We start from the raw sequence: 17,591 nt of genomic DNA, 5'->3' as shown, positions 1-17,591 counted from the left end.
ATATAGTTATTTTATTTGGTTGTTATTTCTTTGACAACCTTACAGATTATAGGTCTTTTAGAGTTTGTTTTTCCATCATCACCAGTAAGTATTTATTGAAAATGATGAACCCTCGTATCTTCTCTAATTTGAACAGAAAAAGCGAAATGCTTTTATCTGCATTTCGCTTTTTGATCACTGACACTTTTGTATTTTTTTCATTAACCGGTAATTTAAGTGGTTATTATAAAGTACGCAGAATACCTAACAGCTCCTCCGACATCCTGCTTACTTCCTCGACAGAAGCATTAACCTCTTGCGTCAGTGCAGCCTGTGCTTCGGTCAAACTAGACATGCCGTTAATGGTGCTGATAATATGGTCGATGCGGTCATTCATCTCCTGCGTAGTTTTCTCAATATTGTTCGAAGCCATCTTGCTGTGGTCTGCGAGCTTGCGCACCTCACTTGCCACAATAGAGAAGCCCCGGCCATACTCCCCCGCATGAGCAGCTTCAATGGAAGCATTCAGCCCGAGCAGACTGGTCTGATTCGAGACTTCGCTGATGAATTTGGTGATTTCTTTGGTTTCATTCGTTTTTTCTTTCACATCAACTGCAGCCTTGTAGGATTGCTCCTGGACTTCGGCGATATCCTGAGCTTGCTCTGTTACCGATACAATCCCGTGAACAATCTCGTTAATCGCAGTCAGCAAGCCTTCCATCTGCAGGTTTACCCGTCTGATTGTATCCTCTTTATTGATTTCCTGCGTAATATCACGAATCGTTCCTGCTACCCGCAGAGGGATACCCTGCTCGTCCCGGATCGTTTCACCGCCTGCGTGATACCAGCGATACTCGCCATTTTTGGAGCGCAATCTGTAGTTCACTGTATAGTCCGTCTGCCCGGTGTAGTCATTAAGATGATTGGCGAAGGCGTCCAGCGTGGGCTGAAGATCCTCGGGGTGTAGCTGGTTGCTCCAGCTGCTTAACAGGTTCGGGAAATCATGTTCGCCTTCAAAACCAATCGTTCGGCGGAATTGCTCCGACCACCAGAACTCATTATCCGGGTTGACCGGATCTCCTGCGATAACCACCATATCCCAAGGTGCTTCCACCAGGGCGCGGTTCACCAGATCATAGCGGACCACCAGTGCGCCCAGCTCGTCCTGTTTGATTTTTTTATCATGAATATCCAGCAAAGCTCCGGCTACCATAATAGGTGATCCGTCAGCGGCACGTACGGTTGTGCCCGTCGCCTGGAACCATTTGTACTCGCCTGCTTTCGTCTTGAGCCGGTATTCAATGTCGTATTTGATCGTGCCCGTCCGGTCCAGCATATGATCTGCGAACAGCTGCAGTACCCCCTCTTTATCCTCGGGATGAAGGCAATTGGACCAGCTCTCCAGCACATTGGGGAAATCATGCTCATCCGTATAGCCGATCATCCGGCGCAGCTCATCCGTCCACCTGAACTCATTATTCGGATTCACCGGATCACCCTCATATACATCCATCTCCCACAGGGAGATCTCAATCGCTTCAGTGATCATTTCCAACCGAACCTTGTAATAGTCCTCACGCTTATGTATCACGGACGTTAGTCGCGTTAACAATGCTTGCAGTTCATCAGGGACTGCGGCAGAATATGTATCGGTTTGCTCTTCTTCCTTGCGTTCAGCACGCTCCACATAGTTTTGTAATAGGTCGATCAGCTGATGGTCTGTTTGGGGCGGTGCACCTGCGTGTGTGTTTCCTTTGAATCTGTTCAGAATTGGCATGTTCTCTCAGTTCTCCTCATCTCATGGTGTGCGCTGCTTGGGAAAGCTAGATTGAGTATATAACAGGCCTGAACTTTTATATATAAATTTATATTTAAAATTTAATATAAAACAACGGCAGAATAAGACTTGACAAAAGTCTCAACTGCCGCTGTTATTTGACTAACGTTTTGCATTTTCTCAAAAATTTTCGAAGCAATCTAATCCACTTGGGCTCGTATGCTTGGCTAATTGGAATCCCTTTATAATAAATATTATAAGGATCCATTCTCCATAGCTTTAAAAGTCCTCCAGGAACATCATGCTTATTTACAGGTGAGCTAGGATCTGCTCTGAAAAAATACTCATTACATGCAATACAGTACTGCTTTATTTTCCAGATTAGAACTTGTTTTCTTTGGATCAGGGAAACAGTTGGATTTTCTACACTTGCTGATGGACGATTAGGCCATAGTAGGATAGTAGTTGGAGAAAGGGCACTTAATTTTTCATATTTTCTACTGAGCAGCGAGACTGAAGCAATTTAGTTGTACAATTTCCACTTGCTTCCTCCGTTTCTGCCAAAACCAACTGAACAAGATACGTTTATCCACCTACTTGCTGCCAGGTAACATCTACTAAAAAGAAAATACCAAAAAGGCACCCCGCTGAGGAGGCACCTTACCTTGAATGTGAGATTATAGACTGTTGAGATAGACTGAATTACCGGAGAAGGTGCGCTTACACCTCCAGCTCCTCCGGGGTCCAGTGCAGCTGAACACCGAGCGCAATCAATTGCTGCTGATAGGCCTCTAGATGCTCTGCCGATTCCCTGACCGCCGCCGGCTCCACCTGCTGCCTGATGGCATAGGCCGCGAGGGTGCCCGCAGCTTCGCCGATATTCCATTCCGTAGGATGCAGCCGGTAGCAGCCGTTGGCGATTTGGGTCATGGAGATGTTCTTGCAAGCCGGGAGCAGGTTCTTGACCCGTACCGGGATCAATGATCCGAGAGGAATCTCGTAAGGATGATTCGGGATATAGAAGGTCCGCTGGCTTACGGTTGTGGGATGAAGGTCTAGATGATAGCTGCCTACGCCCACACTGTCCTCATAACGCTTCGGCCCCTCCGGCCCGCGCAGCTCTTTGCTTACATCTTGCTCCGCTATTGTGTACATCCCGCGGATGCGCCGGGATTCCCGGATATAAGGGGCCTTGGCCAGCCCGTCTTCTGTGCCGAGCACATCTCCGCGCAGGCGCACGCCCGGGTAGCCCTGCCCGCCGTCCAGGCGGGGCGCTTCGGTCTGGAGCCAATACACGAGTGAGAGGGTAAGCTGTCTCGCTCCCTCCAAATGCCGCTCCCGTTCCTCCGGTGATACGCCGATAATTGACCCGGCATAGTAATCGTTCAGTGCCCAGTTCAGCAGAGTGACTTCGCCGTCATTCAGCGGCTCCGTCCAGATGGCCGGGTCTACGATCCGCCGGTAATCCCACAGGGAGACAATCCCCTGCTCATTCGGGAACATTGTGAACTGCTTCAGCTTGCTAGTATCGTCTGCATCTGAAGCGAACCAGCTTAAGATCGGATACTGCGAGAACGATGGGACATATTCGCGCCAGTAAACATAATCTCTTGGACGCGGGATTGTATAGTCTCCACCTGGCACATAGTCCACCGCCGCCACGTGGGTAATCGACTGCATGTCGAGCGGGTCTGCAGCCTCCAGGGCGTGCGGCTCCCCTGTCTCACTGCGGGCTTCAGCGCCGCTGACATGCTCCACTCCGGCCAGCGGCAGCAGATCGCCACATTCCGTGGCGTCCAGATAATAGTCGCCGCGCAGCCTGAAAAGCTTACCGCCCGTTCCCTGCCGGACGGTCACTCCAGTAACGTAATCTCCTTCAGTATCGGCAGCGACCGGCACCGTATGATAGAGCACCTCGATCCGCCCGGTATTCACATACGGGGCAAGCATCTCCTGCAGAACAGCCAGTGCTACCTTCGGCTCATGTGCCAGCCGGCTGACCCAACCGTTACCGGGATTCAGTATAGGATTGCTCCTGGAATCTTCTGTAAGCGGATAATTCCGCCTGTAATACTCCCTGACTCTGCTGCGGAACTCCCGGTAAGACGCGGTACTGCCCGATTCCTCAATCCAGCGGTGCTCATCCGGCGGCACGGCCTGGGAGGTCAATTGCCCGCCCAGCCAGTCCGTCTCCTCTGTCACAAGCACCCGCAGCCCGGCTTTGGCTGCGGCCAGCGCCGCCGCCGTTCCTCCAAGTCCGCCGCCGATAATTACTACATCCGAACGCTTCTCCTGTTCACCAGCCATCTCTCTGTCTCCTCCCTGCCGCAGCAGTTAGATCTGTCTTTCGCCTTCGTCCCGGCGCAGCCGTTCCAGAGCCAGCCGGGCTGCGCCGAAGCAGCCTGCCAGGTTGCCCAGCTCCGCTGGCACGATCCGGCCGGCCAGCTCTCCGCCTGCCTTCCCGGCCAGCAGCGGCCACCAGACCGTGCGGCTCTGAATGACTCCGCCGCCGATAATAATCAGCTCGGGGTCTACCGCCGCCCCGATGTTAGCTGTCACCAGCGCAAGATCCGCTGTGAAGCGCTCCAGCACCGCCAGCGCTGACGCGTCGCCCTGCTCCGCCGCCGCCATAATCTCCCGCCCGTGCGCATACGCCCGGCCGGTCTCCTCCAGTGCCAGCCGCAGCAGCGCCTGGCCGGACACATATTGCTCCGCGCAGCCGCGCTTGCCGCAATTACAGGGGCGACCTCCCGGCACCAGCACGCTGTGCCCCCAGTCGCCACCGCTCCAGGCGGCTCCGCGCAGCAGCCGGCCTTCCTCCAGATTAGCCCCGCCGACCCCGGTGCCCAGGGTCAGCATGACCAGGCTCGACCTGCCGCGCCCCGCGCCCAGCCAGGCCTCGCCCAGCAGCGCCGCGTTGGCATCGTTATCGGCCGCCGCAGGCCGTCCGAACGCAGCCTTTGCCCACTGCGTAAGCTGCATCCCCTGCCAGCCGGGCAGATTATCGGTGGCGTAGACCACCTCGCCCGTATCCGCATTTACCCTGCCCGCCGAGCCAATCCCCAGCGCTTCCACCGCAGGATGGCCAGCCAGCAGTTCCTCCACCAGGCTGTGGAGCTGGCCGAGAATAACCTCCCGGCCCAGCCGGGCCTCCGTGTCGCGTCCGGCTTCCGCGAGAATCGTCCCCGCTTCATCGGTCACAAGCCCCTTGATGCCTGTCCCTCCGATATCCACGCCTAAGACTTGCCGCATTCGCGCCACCTCCACTACTCTTTGCGCTAGCACATTGTATGCTGTTTTTCGCATACATTCGCCCCTCTGCCCTCGTAACAGCAAATTGTATACTGTTTTTCACATACATTTGCCCACGCACACTCGCGTTCGTACAATGTATACTGTTTTTCACATACATTGGCCCGTCTGCCCTCGCACCAGCAAATTGTATGTTGTTTTCCACATACATTCGCCCACGCACACTCGCGTTCGTACAATGTATACTGTTTTTCACATACATTGGCCCGTCTGCCCTCGCACCAGCAAATTGTATACAGTTTTCCGCATACATTCTGCCCCCTTGCCCTCGCACCAGCACCTCAGCCCCCGCCAATCCCTTACCGTTACATGCAACATCACGTACCATCGCTTCATTCCCCGAATCCTAATATATCCGGTCAATGACCGCCCGGGCGGTGAGCTCCTTCATCCGCTTGGTCTCTTCGGCATGGAGCTGCTCCAGCCCCTGGCAGAGCAGGTCGATAATGAACAGCTGGGAGACCTTAGCCCCTACGGAGCCGCCTTCCAGCGGGGATTCCTTCCCGGCCGTCAGCAGCACAATGTCGGCAATGGAAGCAATCGGGGACTTGGCATAGTTAGTCATGGCAATGACTTTGGCCCCGTTCTGCTTGGCCTTCATCAGCATGTCATTCGTATCCAGTGTGCTGCCTGATACACTGATGCCAAATGCCACATCGCCCGCTCCCATCGTCACCGCCATCATCGACTGAATATGGCTGTCGGAATTGGCTTCGACACGCCGCCCGATCCGCAGGAAGCGGTTCTTGGCGTCCAGTGCCGTGATCCCGGAAGAGCCTACGCCGAAGAACTGGACGTACCGGGCCTGATCCAGAGCGTCTACCGCCTGCTGCAGCTGCTCCCGGTCCAGCATCCCGAGACTGGATTGCAATACACCCACCATTAAGTCATACAGGTGGTCGGCGTAATCCCCTCCGCCTGCCCCCTGCTCGCCATCCGCCTGAGTCTGCCGCTTCGGCAGGCCCTGGGCCAGCATCAGCTTGAAATCCTGATAGCCCTTGAAGCCGATTTTGCGGCAGAAGCGCATCACCGTAGTTTCGCCCGTTCCGGCAAAATCCGCCAGCTCAGTCACAGACAGATAGATCAGATTATCCGGATGCTCAAGCACACACCGGGCTACCTTTTGCTCAGACTTGGTCATGGACGGGTAATATGTGTTGATCCGGTCATTCATTTCCATTACGGTTCATCCTCACTTTTCTCGCTGCTGCTGCGAACGGGCGGGTGATCAGCTGCGGCCGGGTAATTGCGGAGCCTACCACCACCGCATAGGCCCCCAGGTCCAGCGCTGCCTCCACTTGGGCGGGCTGGCTGATCCGGCCTTCGGCAATGACCGGAATCTTCAGCCGCTGTGCAGCCTGCTCCAGCAGCTCCAGATTCGGCCCTTCCTGCTGGCGGGAATACGGTGTATATCCCGACAAGGTGGTTGAGACGCAGCTGACTCCAAGCGACTCAGCGTATAGCGCTTCCTCCAGAGTGGAGATATCCGCCATGGAAGCCACCGGGCTTGCCTTCAGCAGGTCTATGATCTGCTCCAGCGTACAATTCCCCGGCCGGGTCTGCCGGGTCCCGTCAAAGGCTATAATATCCGCCCCCGCTTCCAGCAACTCCTCAGTCTCTCTAAGCGTAGGGGTAATATAGACGTCCGAATCCGGGTAATTGCGCTTCACGATGCCGATCACCGGCAGCGCAACTGCCTGCTTGATCGCCCGCACATCTGCCGCCCCGTTCGCCCGGATGGCGATGGCCCCGCCTTCCGCTGCCGCCACCGCCATCCGGGCCATAATCTCCGGCCCGTGCAGCGGCTCGTCAAGCAGCGCCTGGCAGGATACAATCAGCCCCAGATGCAGTCTTTCCAGTATATTTTTGCTCAGGGTCCCCACCCTCTCTCCTTATATTCTATATCCATTGAACAAGTACAACATCAGAATTTAACTAGTAAGAATTACTGTAACAAGCCGCATGCCAAGGGCTTGCGATGCCCCGTGTAAGGTACACGCGATATGCTTAAGTGCATTCTGTACAATTAAATCATCTGATGTTCGGCCTATGATCCGTTTAGTTGTATTTTGTACATTTAAAATGCCTGCAGTGCCTGTGTTTTAGCTCATTTGGGAAATTTAGTTGTACAGACTACATTTAGAGGAGTAAATCCTTCCATTTCATTGTTTTTAATTGCACAGAATACACCTATCTCTGAATGTTCGCTTCAATTAAAAATGAACCATTCAATGGATAGAGCCAGCCCTGCCCTCACGATGGCTCATACTCTACAGTTAAGCCCACCTCGAACATCCGGTTCCATGGCATATAGCAATCGGTAATCTTAACCCTTCCCGCTGGACTGTCGATCCGTACAGCCAGCTCCTCACTCAGCCGTTCCTGTACACGGGCAGCTACGCGGCCGCGCGGTCCGTCCAGTTCGTATTTGCCATAGCCCATCTCCTGCACCGGGCCCTCACTAAGCTCTCCGCGCACTACTGAACAATAGCATACATCCTCGGCATAGCGGAGCGCCAGGAAATCCAGATGCCCTTGTGTACGTCCGTAGATCAGATAGATCATCGCCTGCGAGATTACGGTCCCCAGCGAATTGGAGCTGGTATTCCAGGCGGCATATCCGGCCAGATCGAACAGGAGGTTCTTCTGCCGCAGCATCTTAACCAGCTTTTGATCACCGCCGTTGGCATAGCCTACGTCCGCAACAGCCACCGGCATCTCCTTGCTCAGCAGAAGGTAGTCCCCGTACTCTACAAGTTCCATCAGGTTCCGGTATACGTCATAACTGTGAAAAGCATGCTTCTGCGACACCGCCTCCTCCATCGTCTCACCCGGCGTGCTGACCAGCAGAACCAGGTCTGCCTCGGCAGGACTGGATGCGATCAGCCCCCCGGCGGCCAGGATCTGATACTTCAGCGTCTCATAGAAAAAGCGGTCCTCGAACAGCGGCGTCACGAATGCCCCCTGCACAGCGGACAAACGCGGGTAGATCATCGGCCTCCGCCCTTCGGATTTGTTCAGCATCCGGGCGAGCAGCGTGCAGCCTACCTCATCTGCTCCCGGATACATATAAACCTTAAGCTCCAGATCAAGCGCCGTGATCCGTGCCCGCACCTTCTCCTGGTCCTTGGCGGTATGCCCATATGGCGCCGAATCATCCTGCGGAACAATCATGAAGTCGATCACCCCGTCCCGGACCAGCTCCAGCGCCTGCTTGTTCGCTTCAATATTAATCGCCCGGCGGCCGAGATAATCCTGCAGCACCTCGGCTGGAAGCCGGTGATCAATATCCGCCAGCTCACGAATCTCCTCATCGGTGGCGATTCCCAGCTCCAGCCGGTGGCCTATGAAGCCCTTGCGGAAAATCTCCCGGCCCCAGTCGGCATAATAATCCGGTTCCTCGTCTGATAGAGAATACTGCGGACAGCGCATAATCAGCTGGAACGCATACAGCTTAAGCTGCGGATAACGCCGCCGGATCTCCCGCAGCCGCTCCAGGCGCGCAGCCAGCACTTCAAGCTCCAGCTGGTGCAGCCGCGAGGGAATAATGCCGCCGTAGAGCAGCGTATCCAGTGCGACCACCGCCCCATCTGCCCCTTCGCAGGCAGCCTCGAACCAGGACCATAGCTGTTCAACATCTCCAGGGCGTTTCTTCAGCCCCATAATCCCGGCGGGCGGACGCTCTACCCTATAATCTGTTCCCTGAGCCAGCAGATAAGGGAATTCATAATTGCAGGGCCGCTCATCCAGCGGAACCAGAATCAGCTTATGGTGCTTAGACATGCTGGTCCTCCTCCTTTGTCTCCTTCTCCATTTCCGGCAGCTCGATCCCCAGCGCCTCAGCCGCACGCACGGCCGGATCACTGCCGAGCCGTACACCATAACTGCGGCAGGTCTCCAGGCACTTAAGCACATCTTTCCCAGCCAGCGGCTCCGGCGTATTCTCCAGTTGTCTGCGCACAGCCCGCCACAGCACAGCATCTCCGATGGCCCGGCGCAGCCATGGCCCAGCCTCTTCGATGAACTTAGCATTCTCTAAGCCGCCAAGCCGCACGGCCGTCTGCTCCAGCCGGCTGAAATAAGCGTCCAGCCGGTCCAGATCACGCTCCGCCAGCGCATCGTCCAGCTCCGGGTAGCCACCGGAATACAGGCGGCTGTTCAGATTCTGGCGGCAGAAGAACATCATGTCCTCCGCAAGCGCTCCGGCGAATTCACGCACGGACAGCTCCCAGGACAGCTCCGGCATGTAGCGCTCGCTGTTCCACATATAGTGGGCCATTGTGCTAAGCGTGATCTTGGAGCATTCCCACTGATTCATCGGATTGGCGACGACCGCTGTATGCCCGTACCTGCCAAGCCGGGAGCTGCGTCCGCGCACCGGATCGAGGAACAGCCGGTCCTTATCGCAGTCATTCACCGGAATATTGTCCCACAGCCACAGCTCATGCCCGTAATATCCATGGTTATCCTCCGCATGCCCCCGGCCAATCTCCGGGGCGAAGACGAAATAGCCGGTCCAGAACACTTTGACAGCGGGATGAAGTTGCTCCCGGATATCCTTTTTGTACTCCGTATTCCAATACGACCAGTATTCTGAAGGACACATAGCCAGGGTGAAGTGCGGCAGACATCCGGCTAAGTAATCATAGACCCGGTTCGTCACATAGGCATGGGCGTTCCCGGAGCGCTCCAGGAACTGCTTGTTGTCGCCTTGGAGCACATAATCGATGTCATCCATCAGCAGTGCGAAATGCCGCACCCCAATCGCGATCATGGCCCCAAGCTTCTCCTCCAGCTTCGCGAAGTCGCCTTGGCTGCGGAATTCCAGATCATTGCCCGGGCTGATACAATAGTAGAAATCCACCAGATGCTTGTCGCATTCCTGCTTAAGGTCATGAATTCTGGTGAACACATCGTCCGGGTACGGCTCACGCCATAGCTTCCGGTGATAGAGATCATCCTTCGGTGCGTACATGAAGGCGTTCATCCGGTGCCCGCTCATATAACTGACCGAATCCATCCGGTCCGCGAAGCTCCATGGCACGCCATAGAAGCCTTCAATAATGCCCCGCACCGGAAAAGAAGGCTCATCCTCCACCGTAACCACCGGCAGCCGGCAGCAATCCTCCTCCACGGTCAGCAGCATTTTCAGCGCATCCAGCCCGTACTTCAGTCCCCGCCGGTTAGACGCAGCGACAACAAGCTTCGCATCCTCTCCAATCACCAGCCGGTATCCGTCCGCAGCAAGCCCGCCGTCATACTCCAGCATCAGCTGCGCATTCCCCTTATCGGCGGTGGCTACGCCCGGTCCGGCTGGCTCCAGAATCACAATTCCTCCGTCTTCCGTAAGCAGCCCGTTTACATCCTGATTCATGGCATACCGCGAGGCCAGCTCACAGCGCAGCTGCGGACCCTCCACAACCAGCTCTTTCCCTTGCGTATAATAGTCGCGGAACAGATATTGGCAGTCCCGTAACGAAATTCCCATTGAGTTATGCCTCCTTAGTTAGCCTTTTATCGCGCCAGCAATTCCTTCCATATAATACTTCTGCGTGAAGAGGAACACGAGGATGATCGGCAGCACCGAGATCATGGTTCCAGCGGCAATCCAGCCGAAGTTATAGGAGAATTGCCCGTTCAGATACGTCAGGGCTGCGGCGAGCGGATACTTCTCCGGGTCGTCCAGGACGACAATCGGCCACAGGAAGTTGTTCCAGAACGCCATGACCTCCAGTAATCCAATCACCGCAATCCCCGGCTTGACGAGCGGCATGACCAGTTGAATGAAGATGCGCAGCTCTGAGGCTCCGTCCATTTTACCCGAATCCCGGATATCTGCCGGAATACCCAGGAACGTCTGCCGCATCAGGAAGATATTGAACACGGACACCGCAGCCGGAAGAACGACGCCGAAGAACGTATTGCCCAGCTGAAAAGCCTGAATCGTCAGATAATGTACAATCATAGCGGTGGCCGACGGAATAATCATGGTCGAGATCAGCAGCGTGAAGACCAGATTCCGGCCCTTGAACCGGAAGGCCGCCAGCGGATACGCCGTCAGACAGGATAGAATAATGTTGAACACGACTCCCAGCAGCGTAATGATGACCGTATTCAGAATGTAACGCGGAAAATTCATGAAGTTCCACACCTGCACATAGTTATCGAACGCAATGAAGGTGGGCAGAATGGCAGGCGGGTTCGCAAACACGTTGCGCCCCGGCATCAGCGAGACACTGAGCAGCCACAGGAACGGCCCCATCATGAACAGGGCAAGCAGGATCAGCAGCAGATAAGTGATTAGAACACGCAAGCTACGCGGCATCAATAGGAATTCACCCCGCCTTTCCGGTTCAGTCTGAATACGAGTACACTAAGCGCTCCCACCATCACACTGACGATTAGCCCGAGCGCCGAGGCATAGCCGAAGTTGAACTGCTCCAGCCCTTTTTGAAAAATATAGACGCTTGAGGTCAGCGTGGACGTCCCCGGCCCGCCCTTAGTCAGTATGTAGACCTCATCGAACACCCGGATCGCGCCCATGACCGAGATCAGTGTGCAGAACAGAATATGCGGGCGTAATAGCGGCAGCGTCACATGTACAATCAGCCGCAACGGCCCTGCACCATCCACTCTTGCGGCCTCATACAGATCTGCAGGAATGCCTTGAAGCCCAGCCAGATAGAGCATCATGTAATAGCCGAGGCCCTTCCACATCGTAATGAACATTAGAACATACAGCGCCGTGCTACTCGTCGATAGCCAGGAGACCTGCTCACTGATAATCCCTGCCTTCAGCAGCAGGTAATTGACAACTCCGTTATTGCCGAGCAGCCAGCTCCAGATCAGCGCCACCGCAACCATCGAGGTCACGACCGGTATATAGTAGGAGGCCCGGAACATTTTGACTCCAGGAATCCGGCTGTTGACCAGAATCGCCATTAAGATCGAAATGATCTGGATCACCGGCACAATCAGCACATATACCAGTGAATTCCACAGTGAAATCAGGAAATTGTGATCCTGGAAGGCCCGGGTGAAATTATCCAGACCCACATAATGCGTCTCGGTAATGACCGAGTAATCTGTTAATGATAGCGGTATTCCGTATATAATCGGCCAAAAGGTAAACACCGCCAGAAACAGCAGGCCCGGCGTCATAAAAGCCCATGCGGTAAAAGATTCAGACCGAAACCCCTTGTACACCTGCTACACCTCCCACTCCTTCAAATACCCTCAAAATATATCAATCGGGGGAGAAACTCCCCCGTATCAGCTATGCTTCAGCAGCTTAGGAACCCTGACTGATAATAGTATTGACTTCCTTCTCTACCTTGTTCAGTGTCTCCTTGATATCCGCGCCGTTCATCAGAATCTCCTGCAGTCCCCGTGCCAGCGCAGAGTTGATATCTGCGGCGCTTGGTACGCCGACCATATAATCGGTAGCCTTATCCAGACTCTGCGAGGAAGCCACCTTCGCTTCAGCTTCGAGTGAGCCGTCAGAGTCGGTGAAGAACGGGTCCTGAATCGAAGCCTTGCTTGACGGCAGCGTGTTGGCGACCTTGGAGAAGGCTGTCTGGTTCTCGGCATTCGTAAGGAAGGCGGCGAATTCCACCGCCTGCTGCGGGTTCTTCGACTTCTGCGGCACGACCAGATTCATCGAATTAGAGAGACGCAGGTTCGCCTTGCCTGTCGGCAGCGGGACCGCAATGGTGTTCTTGTAGACATCCGGCGCGGAGGTCTTGATGAAGTTAATGAACGTTGGACCGGACAACTGGAAGGCTACCTGTTCACCGGAGAAATACTGAATCTGCTTACTGAAATCCGCGTCCTCCTTCAGCACTACCCCTTCCTTCATCAGATCGCGCATCTGGGCGATCATCGCTTCGGCTTCCGGCGTATTGAAGGCCGCGGCCGTCTTGTCCTCGTTCAGAATCGGGATTCCGTCGATCGGGAACAGCTTGGAGACCAGCTGCTGCGCATATCCCGCAGTCCCGGTCTTCTCATGAACCTGGCGGGCCCACTCCACCAGCTCCTCACGAGTCTGTGGCGGACTGGCCGGGTCGAGGCCCGCCTTCTCCACCAGCTTCTTGTTCATGAACAGCACTTCAGTGCCTGTGTACCAGGGAAGCGCATAAGCCTTGCCGTCGAATACTGTAGAATTATAAATCCCCTCGAAATAACTCTTCGCCTGCTCATCCGTCAGGTACTCGTTCAGATTCAACAGCGCTCCCTTACTGCCTAACTGGCTGGCGAACTCGGTGTTAAGATTCACGACATCGGGACTCTTACCGCTCGCTGTACTGGTCAACAGCCGCTGCGAGATGGCATCATAGGGATAGTCCTTCCACTCCACCGTCACTCCGGGATGGCTGCCCTCATACTGGGTGATCAGATTATTGAAGTAATCATTGAACGTTGGCTGAAGTGCAATCGTCCAGAATTCAAGCTTCACCGGCTCCGCCGCAGCCGTAGCTTCAGCGCCCGTGCCGGGTTCTCCGGTGCTTCCTGCATCCGGTGTCCCCTTCGTATTGCCATTTCCTCCGCAAGCCGCAAGCAGCATAGACATGGTCAGCAGCAGCGATACTGTGAAGCCCTTTCTGTTAGTTCCCACACCACATTCCCCCTCAGATTAAGTGTAAGGCGAGCGCCCTTCCCGCGTCAGGGTTCCTGACTTATTGCTCCCTCTTTGCAATGAGTATAGCAGAAATTTTAATTAAATGAAGTATTTTTCCTAAAATAAATTAAAAAAAGAAATAATTTTTCTTTTTATGCCCGCAAAACAGCCTCCGCCTGCACCGGAAGCATTTTCCCGGCAGGCGGAGGCTGTAGTTAGAATAGAATATCCCCTTCATTATTCAGCTCCGGCCGATTCCGGCAGCAAAGGCAGCAGCAATAATCAGCAGAGTAACGATCCGGCGCAGCTTCATCCCAGCCCCAGACTGTGGTGAAAGGCGGCGTACAGCGAACCGAACTCTGCCCGGATCTCTGCCGTAGTGCCTGACCCCACATGCTTGCCCTGATTCAAGAAGACAATCTGATCGGCCACCCGATCCGCAATCTCCAGCTGATGAGTGGAAAAGAGGACCGTATGCCCCTCTTCCCGGATGTCCTGCAGCAGCTTCACGAATTCGTTCATCCAGAACGGGTCCAGCCCGTTAGTCGGCTCATCCATAATCAGGAGCGGCGGCTTCGCCAGCAGCGCTTGCGCGAACAGGACGCGCTGACGCATCCCCTTGGAGAAGGTGGTCACCAGGCTGTTGCGCTTATCCGCAAGTCCGACTAGAGCCAGCACCTCCTCTACCCGCTGTTTGCGTCTGGGAATCCGGCGCAGTGCCGCCCAGAAATTCAGCAGCTCTTCCGCAGACAGCCCGTGGCTGAACTGATAATCATCCGGCATATAGCCGATCTGCATGGAAAAGCGCTTGCGGGATTGCTTCCACTTCAGCCCGTTTACCGTAATTTCGCCTGAAGTCGGCTGTAGAATGCCAGCTACCATCCGCAGCACCGTGCTTTTGCCGGCCCCATTCCCGCCGCACAGGGCAAGTATGCTGCCGCCTGGAACCTGGAAGCTGATCTCTTCGACCAGTGTTTGCCGCCCTATGAGCTTGGTAATCTCTTTCACCTGAATTAGCGGATTATCCACGGGAACGCCCCCTCTCCCAGATCCAATATACCGCTAAGATGGACAGCAGCACCCAGGCAGCGCAGACTCCGAGGAACAGCAGACTGCCGCCCGGACGGCTAATCCATTCCACCCACTGATAATATTCCGGCCCCAGGACCGAACCTCCGCCCAGCTTCACCACCACGAACAGGCGCACCAGCTCAGCCGGATTAAGCATCGTGAGCACAATCAGCGCTGGCTTGATCCAGAGATACGGGAGCAGCCCGAGGCCTGCGATCAGGAATGTCGGCCAGCCGATCACCGCGAAGAACCAGACCGCTACAGAGATCGTCAAGGCCTGCCAGCGGTTGCGGGATAACGAGCCGATGAAGAGGGCGAGTGTCAGGAACAGCAAGACCAGACCTGCCGAGAAGGCCAGGAACAGGAAGTAAGTATCCGCCGCAAAAGCCATCCCGAGCAGGCCGCTGACCAGCCCCATCAGCCCGTAACCAAACGCTACAATCGTCAGCAGGACAGCGGCCAGACCGGTATATTTTCCCAGTACGAAGGATAAGGTTCCAATGGGATAGGTGGATAAGAGCTGCCAGCTTCCGTCTTCTTGTTCCGAGGTCAGCGAGAAGGAGCCCAGAAATAACGTCATCAGCGGCAACAGATACAGAATCAGGCTCAGCATGGAGCCCGTAACCGCAGTATAGCCTTCCACCGCGTTATTCGCATGGATCAGCAGCAGCCCGAGACTGAAGGTACAGAATAAGGCCAGGAAGGAATAGGCCCACGGGTTGCGGAAGCCGATCTTAAGCTCTCTGCGGGCAATATGCAGGATGTCAGCCATACTCACATATCCGTCTCTTCGGAATGCGTACCTTCCTCTGAGCTATGCTCCTCCATATGACCTTCCCCGCTCTGCATGTCCATGTTCATCATATCCTTGTTCTGCTTCCATTCATGGGAGGCCAGCTCTCCGGCGGTTAGTACAGTGCCTAGCGCCTGCTCCTTCACGAATGCTTCTGCTGCCGCCTTGTCCTTGAAGCTGATCACTCCATAAGCCATCGGCGTACGCAGAGAAGCGTCATACACATAGCTCGCCTTGCTGAATTCAACCCAGCTCTTGTCGTTATAGTCGCGGACATAATCCATGCCGATCTGCTCCGTGCCGTTGCTCTTTTTCCACTCATTCATACAGCCGATATCATCGAACTTGTAATTCTTGCCGTCCTTGGTCGTTAGCTGAGTAGCGAAAGCATCATCCTTCACCTGCATATTGCAGACCACACAGATATCGACGTCTTCATTAATCGCTACCGGTTCGTATTTCTTCTGTCCGCAGGCCGCGAGGATCACCAGACTCATTGCTACCATCAAGACCAGACTCCATCGTTTCATAATCGCAGTACCCCCAAGTATATGATTGTAATTACGGACAGGAACAGCAGCAGCCAGCCCGCTACCATGACCGTGCCCTGTCCCCCTGCCGCCTGATCCGGGCTAACCGTACCTGCCTCAAGCTGCATGAGCGGCGCTGAATCGGTGGACCACCCTGCCGAACCGCCGGTGTACATATCGCTCAGGAAGGTCATCCCCGGTGACTGGAAAAACAGCTGATACGCTGCATTCCCCGCAACCAATTGCTGATAGAAGGGGTTGATCGCATACTTCAGGTCGCTGACCCCATCCCCCGTGAGATCCAGTCCGCCAAAGGCGTCCCAGTAATTCCCGTTCATCTCATTGTCCCTGCTGCCTGTGGCCTGGGCCTCAATGACGTTCGCAACAAACCCGTTACGCTCAAAGCGGTTGCCCTCTGCATTCTCGAACTGCACGCCGATATAGTTGCGGAGCACCAGATTCTGCTGCAGCTTGTTATCCGAGGACTGCTGCATGTAAATCCCCACCCGGTTGCCTTCCACCCGGTTGTTTATAATCGCGGAATTCCTTACATCGTAGAGCAGAATCCCCTGTGAATGCACATTCCGGCTCTGCTTGCGGAAAGAGTTCCCCGACACCACCACATCGGTTACGCCCATCACCATCGCGCCGGTAATGTTGTATTCACCGGTGTTGTTAGTGACCTTCGAGCCATTGATATACATGCAGTGGACCCCGTACCGCAGATAAGTAAGCTTGTTCTGGTCCACCACCGTATTGCGGCTGTTCTCCAGATAGATGCCATCCCGCAGATAAGCGATGTCGTTGCCCCGGATCACAGCGCCGTGAGAGTTATAGAGATCGATCCCATTGCCTCTCGTTCCCGGTGCTTCTCCTGTGGGGATGAACCAGCTTATTGTATTGTCCGAGATCACCCCGCTATCGGCTTCACGAAGCAGTATGCCGAACCCTGCCGAATGAATGACCAGCCCCTTCAGGGTGACCCTGTCCGCTTCAACGCGTACAGCCGCCGCTTCCCCGTCGTTATTCTGCTGAATCTTCAGATTCTCAAGCCTTACACCGTCTGCCGTGATCAGCACCGCCGCCTGCTCGTCCTTTGCCGTATGCAGCAGAATCGCCTCGCCGTTACCGTTAATCGTCACTCGCTTATCCAGCCGGACCGGACCGGAATAGGCTCCTGGAGCCAGGGTGATGAGATCTCCCTCACGGGCTGAGTCGATGATGGGCTGGAGCGGAAGGACTCCGGTGCTGGTGTCTGCGCTTACAATGGTGCCATGATTGGAGGAGCAGAAGAACAGGCATATCATGAACAAGCCTGCCAGCAGTACAGCTCTTACTTTGGTACTACGGGATGGACGAAAGCCTTGTGAGATTAGCATTGTTCACTCCCTCGATGTAGTAATGTTCCCGATTCAAGCTTATAGCCGTGTAATGATAACGCTCCCATTGTAGGTAAAAGGAGATCTGATGACCATAGCCCATTTTAGCTATCCCGGACAAAAAATGTGTCTA

The 17,591-nt window shown here is 54.9% G+C and carries 14 protein-coding genes; all 14 read right to left on the bottom strand.

The window, feature by feature from the left end; translation table 11 throughout:
* Positions 1-223: 223 nt before the first annotated feature.
* Positions 224-1,756, bottom strand: a complete 1,533-nt coding sequence (locus tag NST69_RS14740; RefSeq protein ID WP_342549847.1) for a PAS domain-containing protein — start codon at positions 1,754-1,756, stop codon at positions 224-226.
* Between the two features lie 720 nt (positions 1,757-2,476).
* Positions 2,477-4,063, bottom strand: coding sequence for an FAD-dependent oxidoreductase (locus NST69_RS14735; RefSeq protein ID WP_342549846.1), 1,587 nt, complete (start codon positions 4,061-4,063; stop codon positions 2,477-2,479).
* Positions 4,064-4,090: 27 nt separating this feature from the next.
* The gene (locus tag NST69_RS14730; protein WP_342549845.1) at positions 4,091-5,008 is read right to left on the bottom strand and encodes an ROK family protein; all 918 of its coding nucleotides are present in this window, start codon (positions 5,006-5,008) and stop codon (positions 4,091-4,093) included.
* Positions 5,009-5,414: 406 nt separating this feature from the next.
* Entirely contained in the window at positions 5,415-6,248 is an 834-nt protein-coding gene (locus NST69_RS14725; RefSeq protein WP_342549844.1) for a MurR/RpiR family transcriptional regulator, read from the bottom strand.
* Positions 6,235-6,942: an N-acetylmannosamine-6-phosphate 2-epimerase gene (locus NST69_RS14720; protein ID WP_342550178.1), complete on the bottom strand. Its 708-nt coding sequence runs from the start codon at positions 6,940-6,942 to the stop codon at positions 6,235-6,237. Before NST69_RS14720 ends, NST69_RS14725 begins: the two co-directional genes overlap by 14 nt.
* 379 nt (positions 6,943-7,321) lie before the next feature.
* Complete coding sequence (locus tag NST69_RS14715) at positions 7,322-8,851, bottom strand: DUF4127 family protein (RefSeq protein ID WP_342549842.1); 1,530 nt, start codon at positions 8,849-8,851, stop codon at positions 7,322-7,324.
* A complete protein-coding gene (locus NST69_RS14710; RefSeq protein ID WP_342549840.1) occupies positions 8,844-10,556 on the bottom strand; it encodes a beta-N-acetylglucosaminidase domain-containing protein in 1,713 nt (570 codons plus the stop codon). The genes NST69_RS14715 and NST69_RS14710 overlap by 8 nt, the downstream gene beginning before the upstream one ends.
* Before the next feature lie 18 nt (positions 10,557-10,574).
* Positions 10,575-11,393 carry a carbohydrate ABC transporter permease gene (locus tag NST69_RS14705; protein WP_341021901.1) on the bottom strand — a complete coding sequence of 273 codons (819 nt, stop codon included), beginning with the start codon at positions 11,391-11,393 and terminating at the stop codon, positions 10,575-10,577.
* Positions 11,393-12,274 carry a sugar ABC transporter permease gene (locus NST69_RS14700; protein WP_342549836.1) on the bottom strand — a complete coding sequence of 294 codons (882 nt, stop codon included), beginning with the start codon at positions 12,272-12,274 and terminating at the stop codon, positions 11,393-11,395. The genes NST69_RS14705 and NST69_RS14700 overlap by 1 nt, the downstream gene beginning before the upstream one ends.
* A gap of 85 nt (positions 12,275-12,359) precedes the next feature.
* Entirely contained in the window at positions 12,360-13,682 is a 1,323-nt protein-coding gene (locus NST69_RS14695) for a sugar ABC transporter substrate-binding protein (RefSeq protein ID WP_342549834.1), read from the bottom strand.
* A 312-nt stretch (positions 13,683-13,994) separates the two neighbouring features.
* A complete protein-coding gene (locus NST69_RS14690; protein ID WP_342549832.1) occupies positions 13,995-14,714 on the bottom strand; it encodes an ABC transporter ATP-binding protein in 720 nt (239 codons plus the stop codon).
* Positions 14,707-15,528, bottom strand: a complete 822-nt coding sequence (locus NST69_RS14685) for an ABC transporter permease (RefSeq protein ID WP_342550177.1) — start codon at positions 15,526-15,528, stop codon at positions 14,707-14,709. Before NST69_RS14685 ends, NST69_RS14690 begins: the two co-directional genes overlap by 8 nt.
* Positions 15,529-15,530: 2 nt before the next feature.
* Positions 15,531-16,079: a nitrous oxide reductase accessory protein NosL gene (locus NST69_RS14680; protein WP_339314275.1), complete on the bottom strand. Its 549-nt coding sequence runs from the start codon at positions 16,077-16,079 to the stop codon at positions 15,531-15,533.
* The gene (locus tag NST69_RS14675; RefSeq protein WP_342549831.1) at positions 16,076-17,458 is read right to left on the bottom strand and encodes a NosD domain-containing protein; all 1,383 of its coding nucleotides are present in this window, start codon (positions 17,456-17,458) and stop codon (positions 16,076-16,078) included. The genes NST69_RS14680 and NST69_RS14675 overlap by 4 nt, the downstream gene beginning before the upstream one ends.
* Positions 17,459-17,591 lie beyond the last annotated feature (133 nt).

Origin of the sequence: Paenibacillus sp. FSL P2-0089, from assembly GCF_038595095.1 — a bacterium.
In the GTDB taxonomy this organism is placed as follows: Bacteria; Bacillota; Bacilli; order Paenibacillales; family Paenibacillaceae; genus Paenibacillus_AQ; species Paenibacillus_AQ silagei.
The sequence above is the reverse complement of the archived record's forward strand: the minus strand, read 5'-3'. Positions and strand labels throughout refer to the sequence as shown.

Coding starts and splice junctions, on each gene's coding strand:
- NST69_RS14710 (WP_342549840.1), bottom strand. CDS start 10,556: ATGGGAATTTCGTTACGGGACTGCCAATATCTGTTCCGCGACTATTAT.
- NST69_RS14705 (WP_341021901.1), bottom strand. CDS start 11,393: ATGCCGCGTAGCTTGCGTGTTCTAATCACTTATCTGCTGCTGATCCTG.
- NST69_RS14730 (WP_342549845.1), bottom strand. CDS start 5,008: ATGCGGCAAGTCTTAGGCGTGGATATCGGAGGGACAGGCATCAAGGGG.
- NST69_RS14680 (WP_339314275.1), bottom strand. CDS start 16,079: ATGAAACGATGGAGTCTGGTCTTGATGGTAGCAATGAGTCTGGTGATC.
- NST69_RS14675 (WP_342549831.1), bottom strand. CDS start 17,458: ATGCTAATCTCACAAGGCTTTCGTCCATCCCGTAGTACCAAAGTAAGA.
- NST69_RS14740 (WP_342549847.1), bottom strand. CDS start 1,756: ATGCCAATTCTGAACAGATTCAAAGGAAACACACACGCAGGTGCACCG.
- NST69_RS14715 (WP_342549842.1), bottom strand. CDS start 8,851: ATGTCTAAGCACCATAAGCTGATTCTGGTTCCGCTGGATGAGCGGCCC.
- NST69_RS14735 (WP_342549846.1), bottom strand. CDS start 4,063: ATGGCTGGTGAACAGGAGAAGCGTTCGGATGTAGTAATTATCGGCGGC.
- NST69_RS14685 (WP_342550177.1), bottom strand. CDS start 15,528: ATGGCTGACATCCTGCATATTGCCCGCAGAGAGCTTAAGATCGGCTTC.
- NST69_RS14725 (WP_342549844.1), bottom strand. CDS start 6,248: ATGGAAATGAATGACCGGATCAACACATATTACCCGTCCATGACCAAG.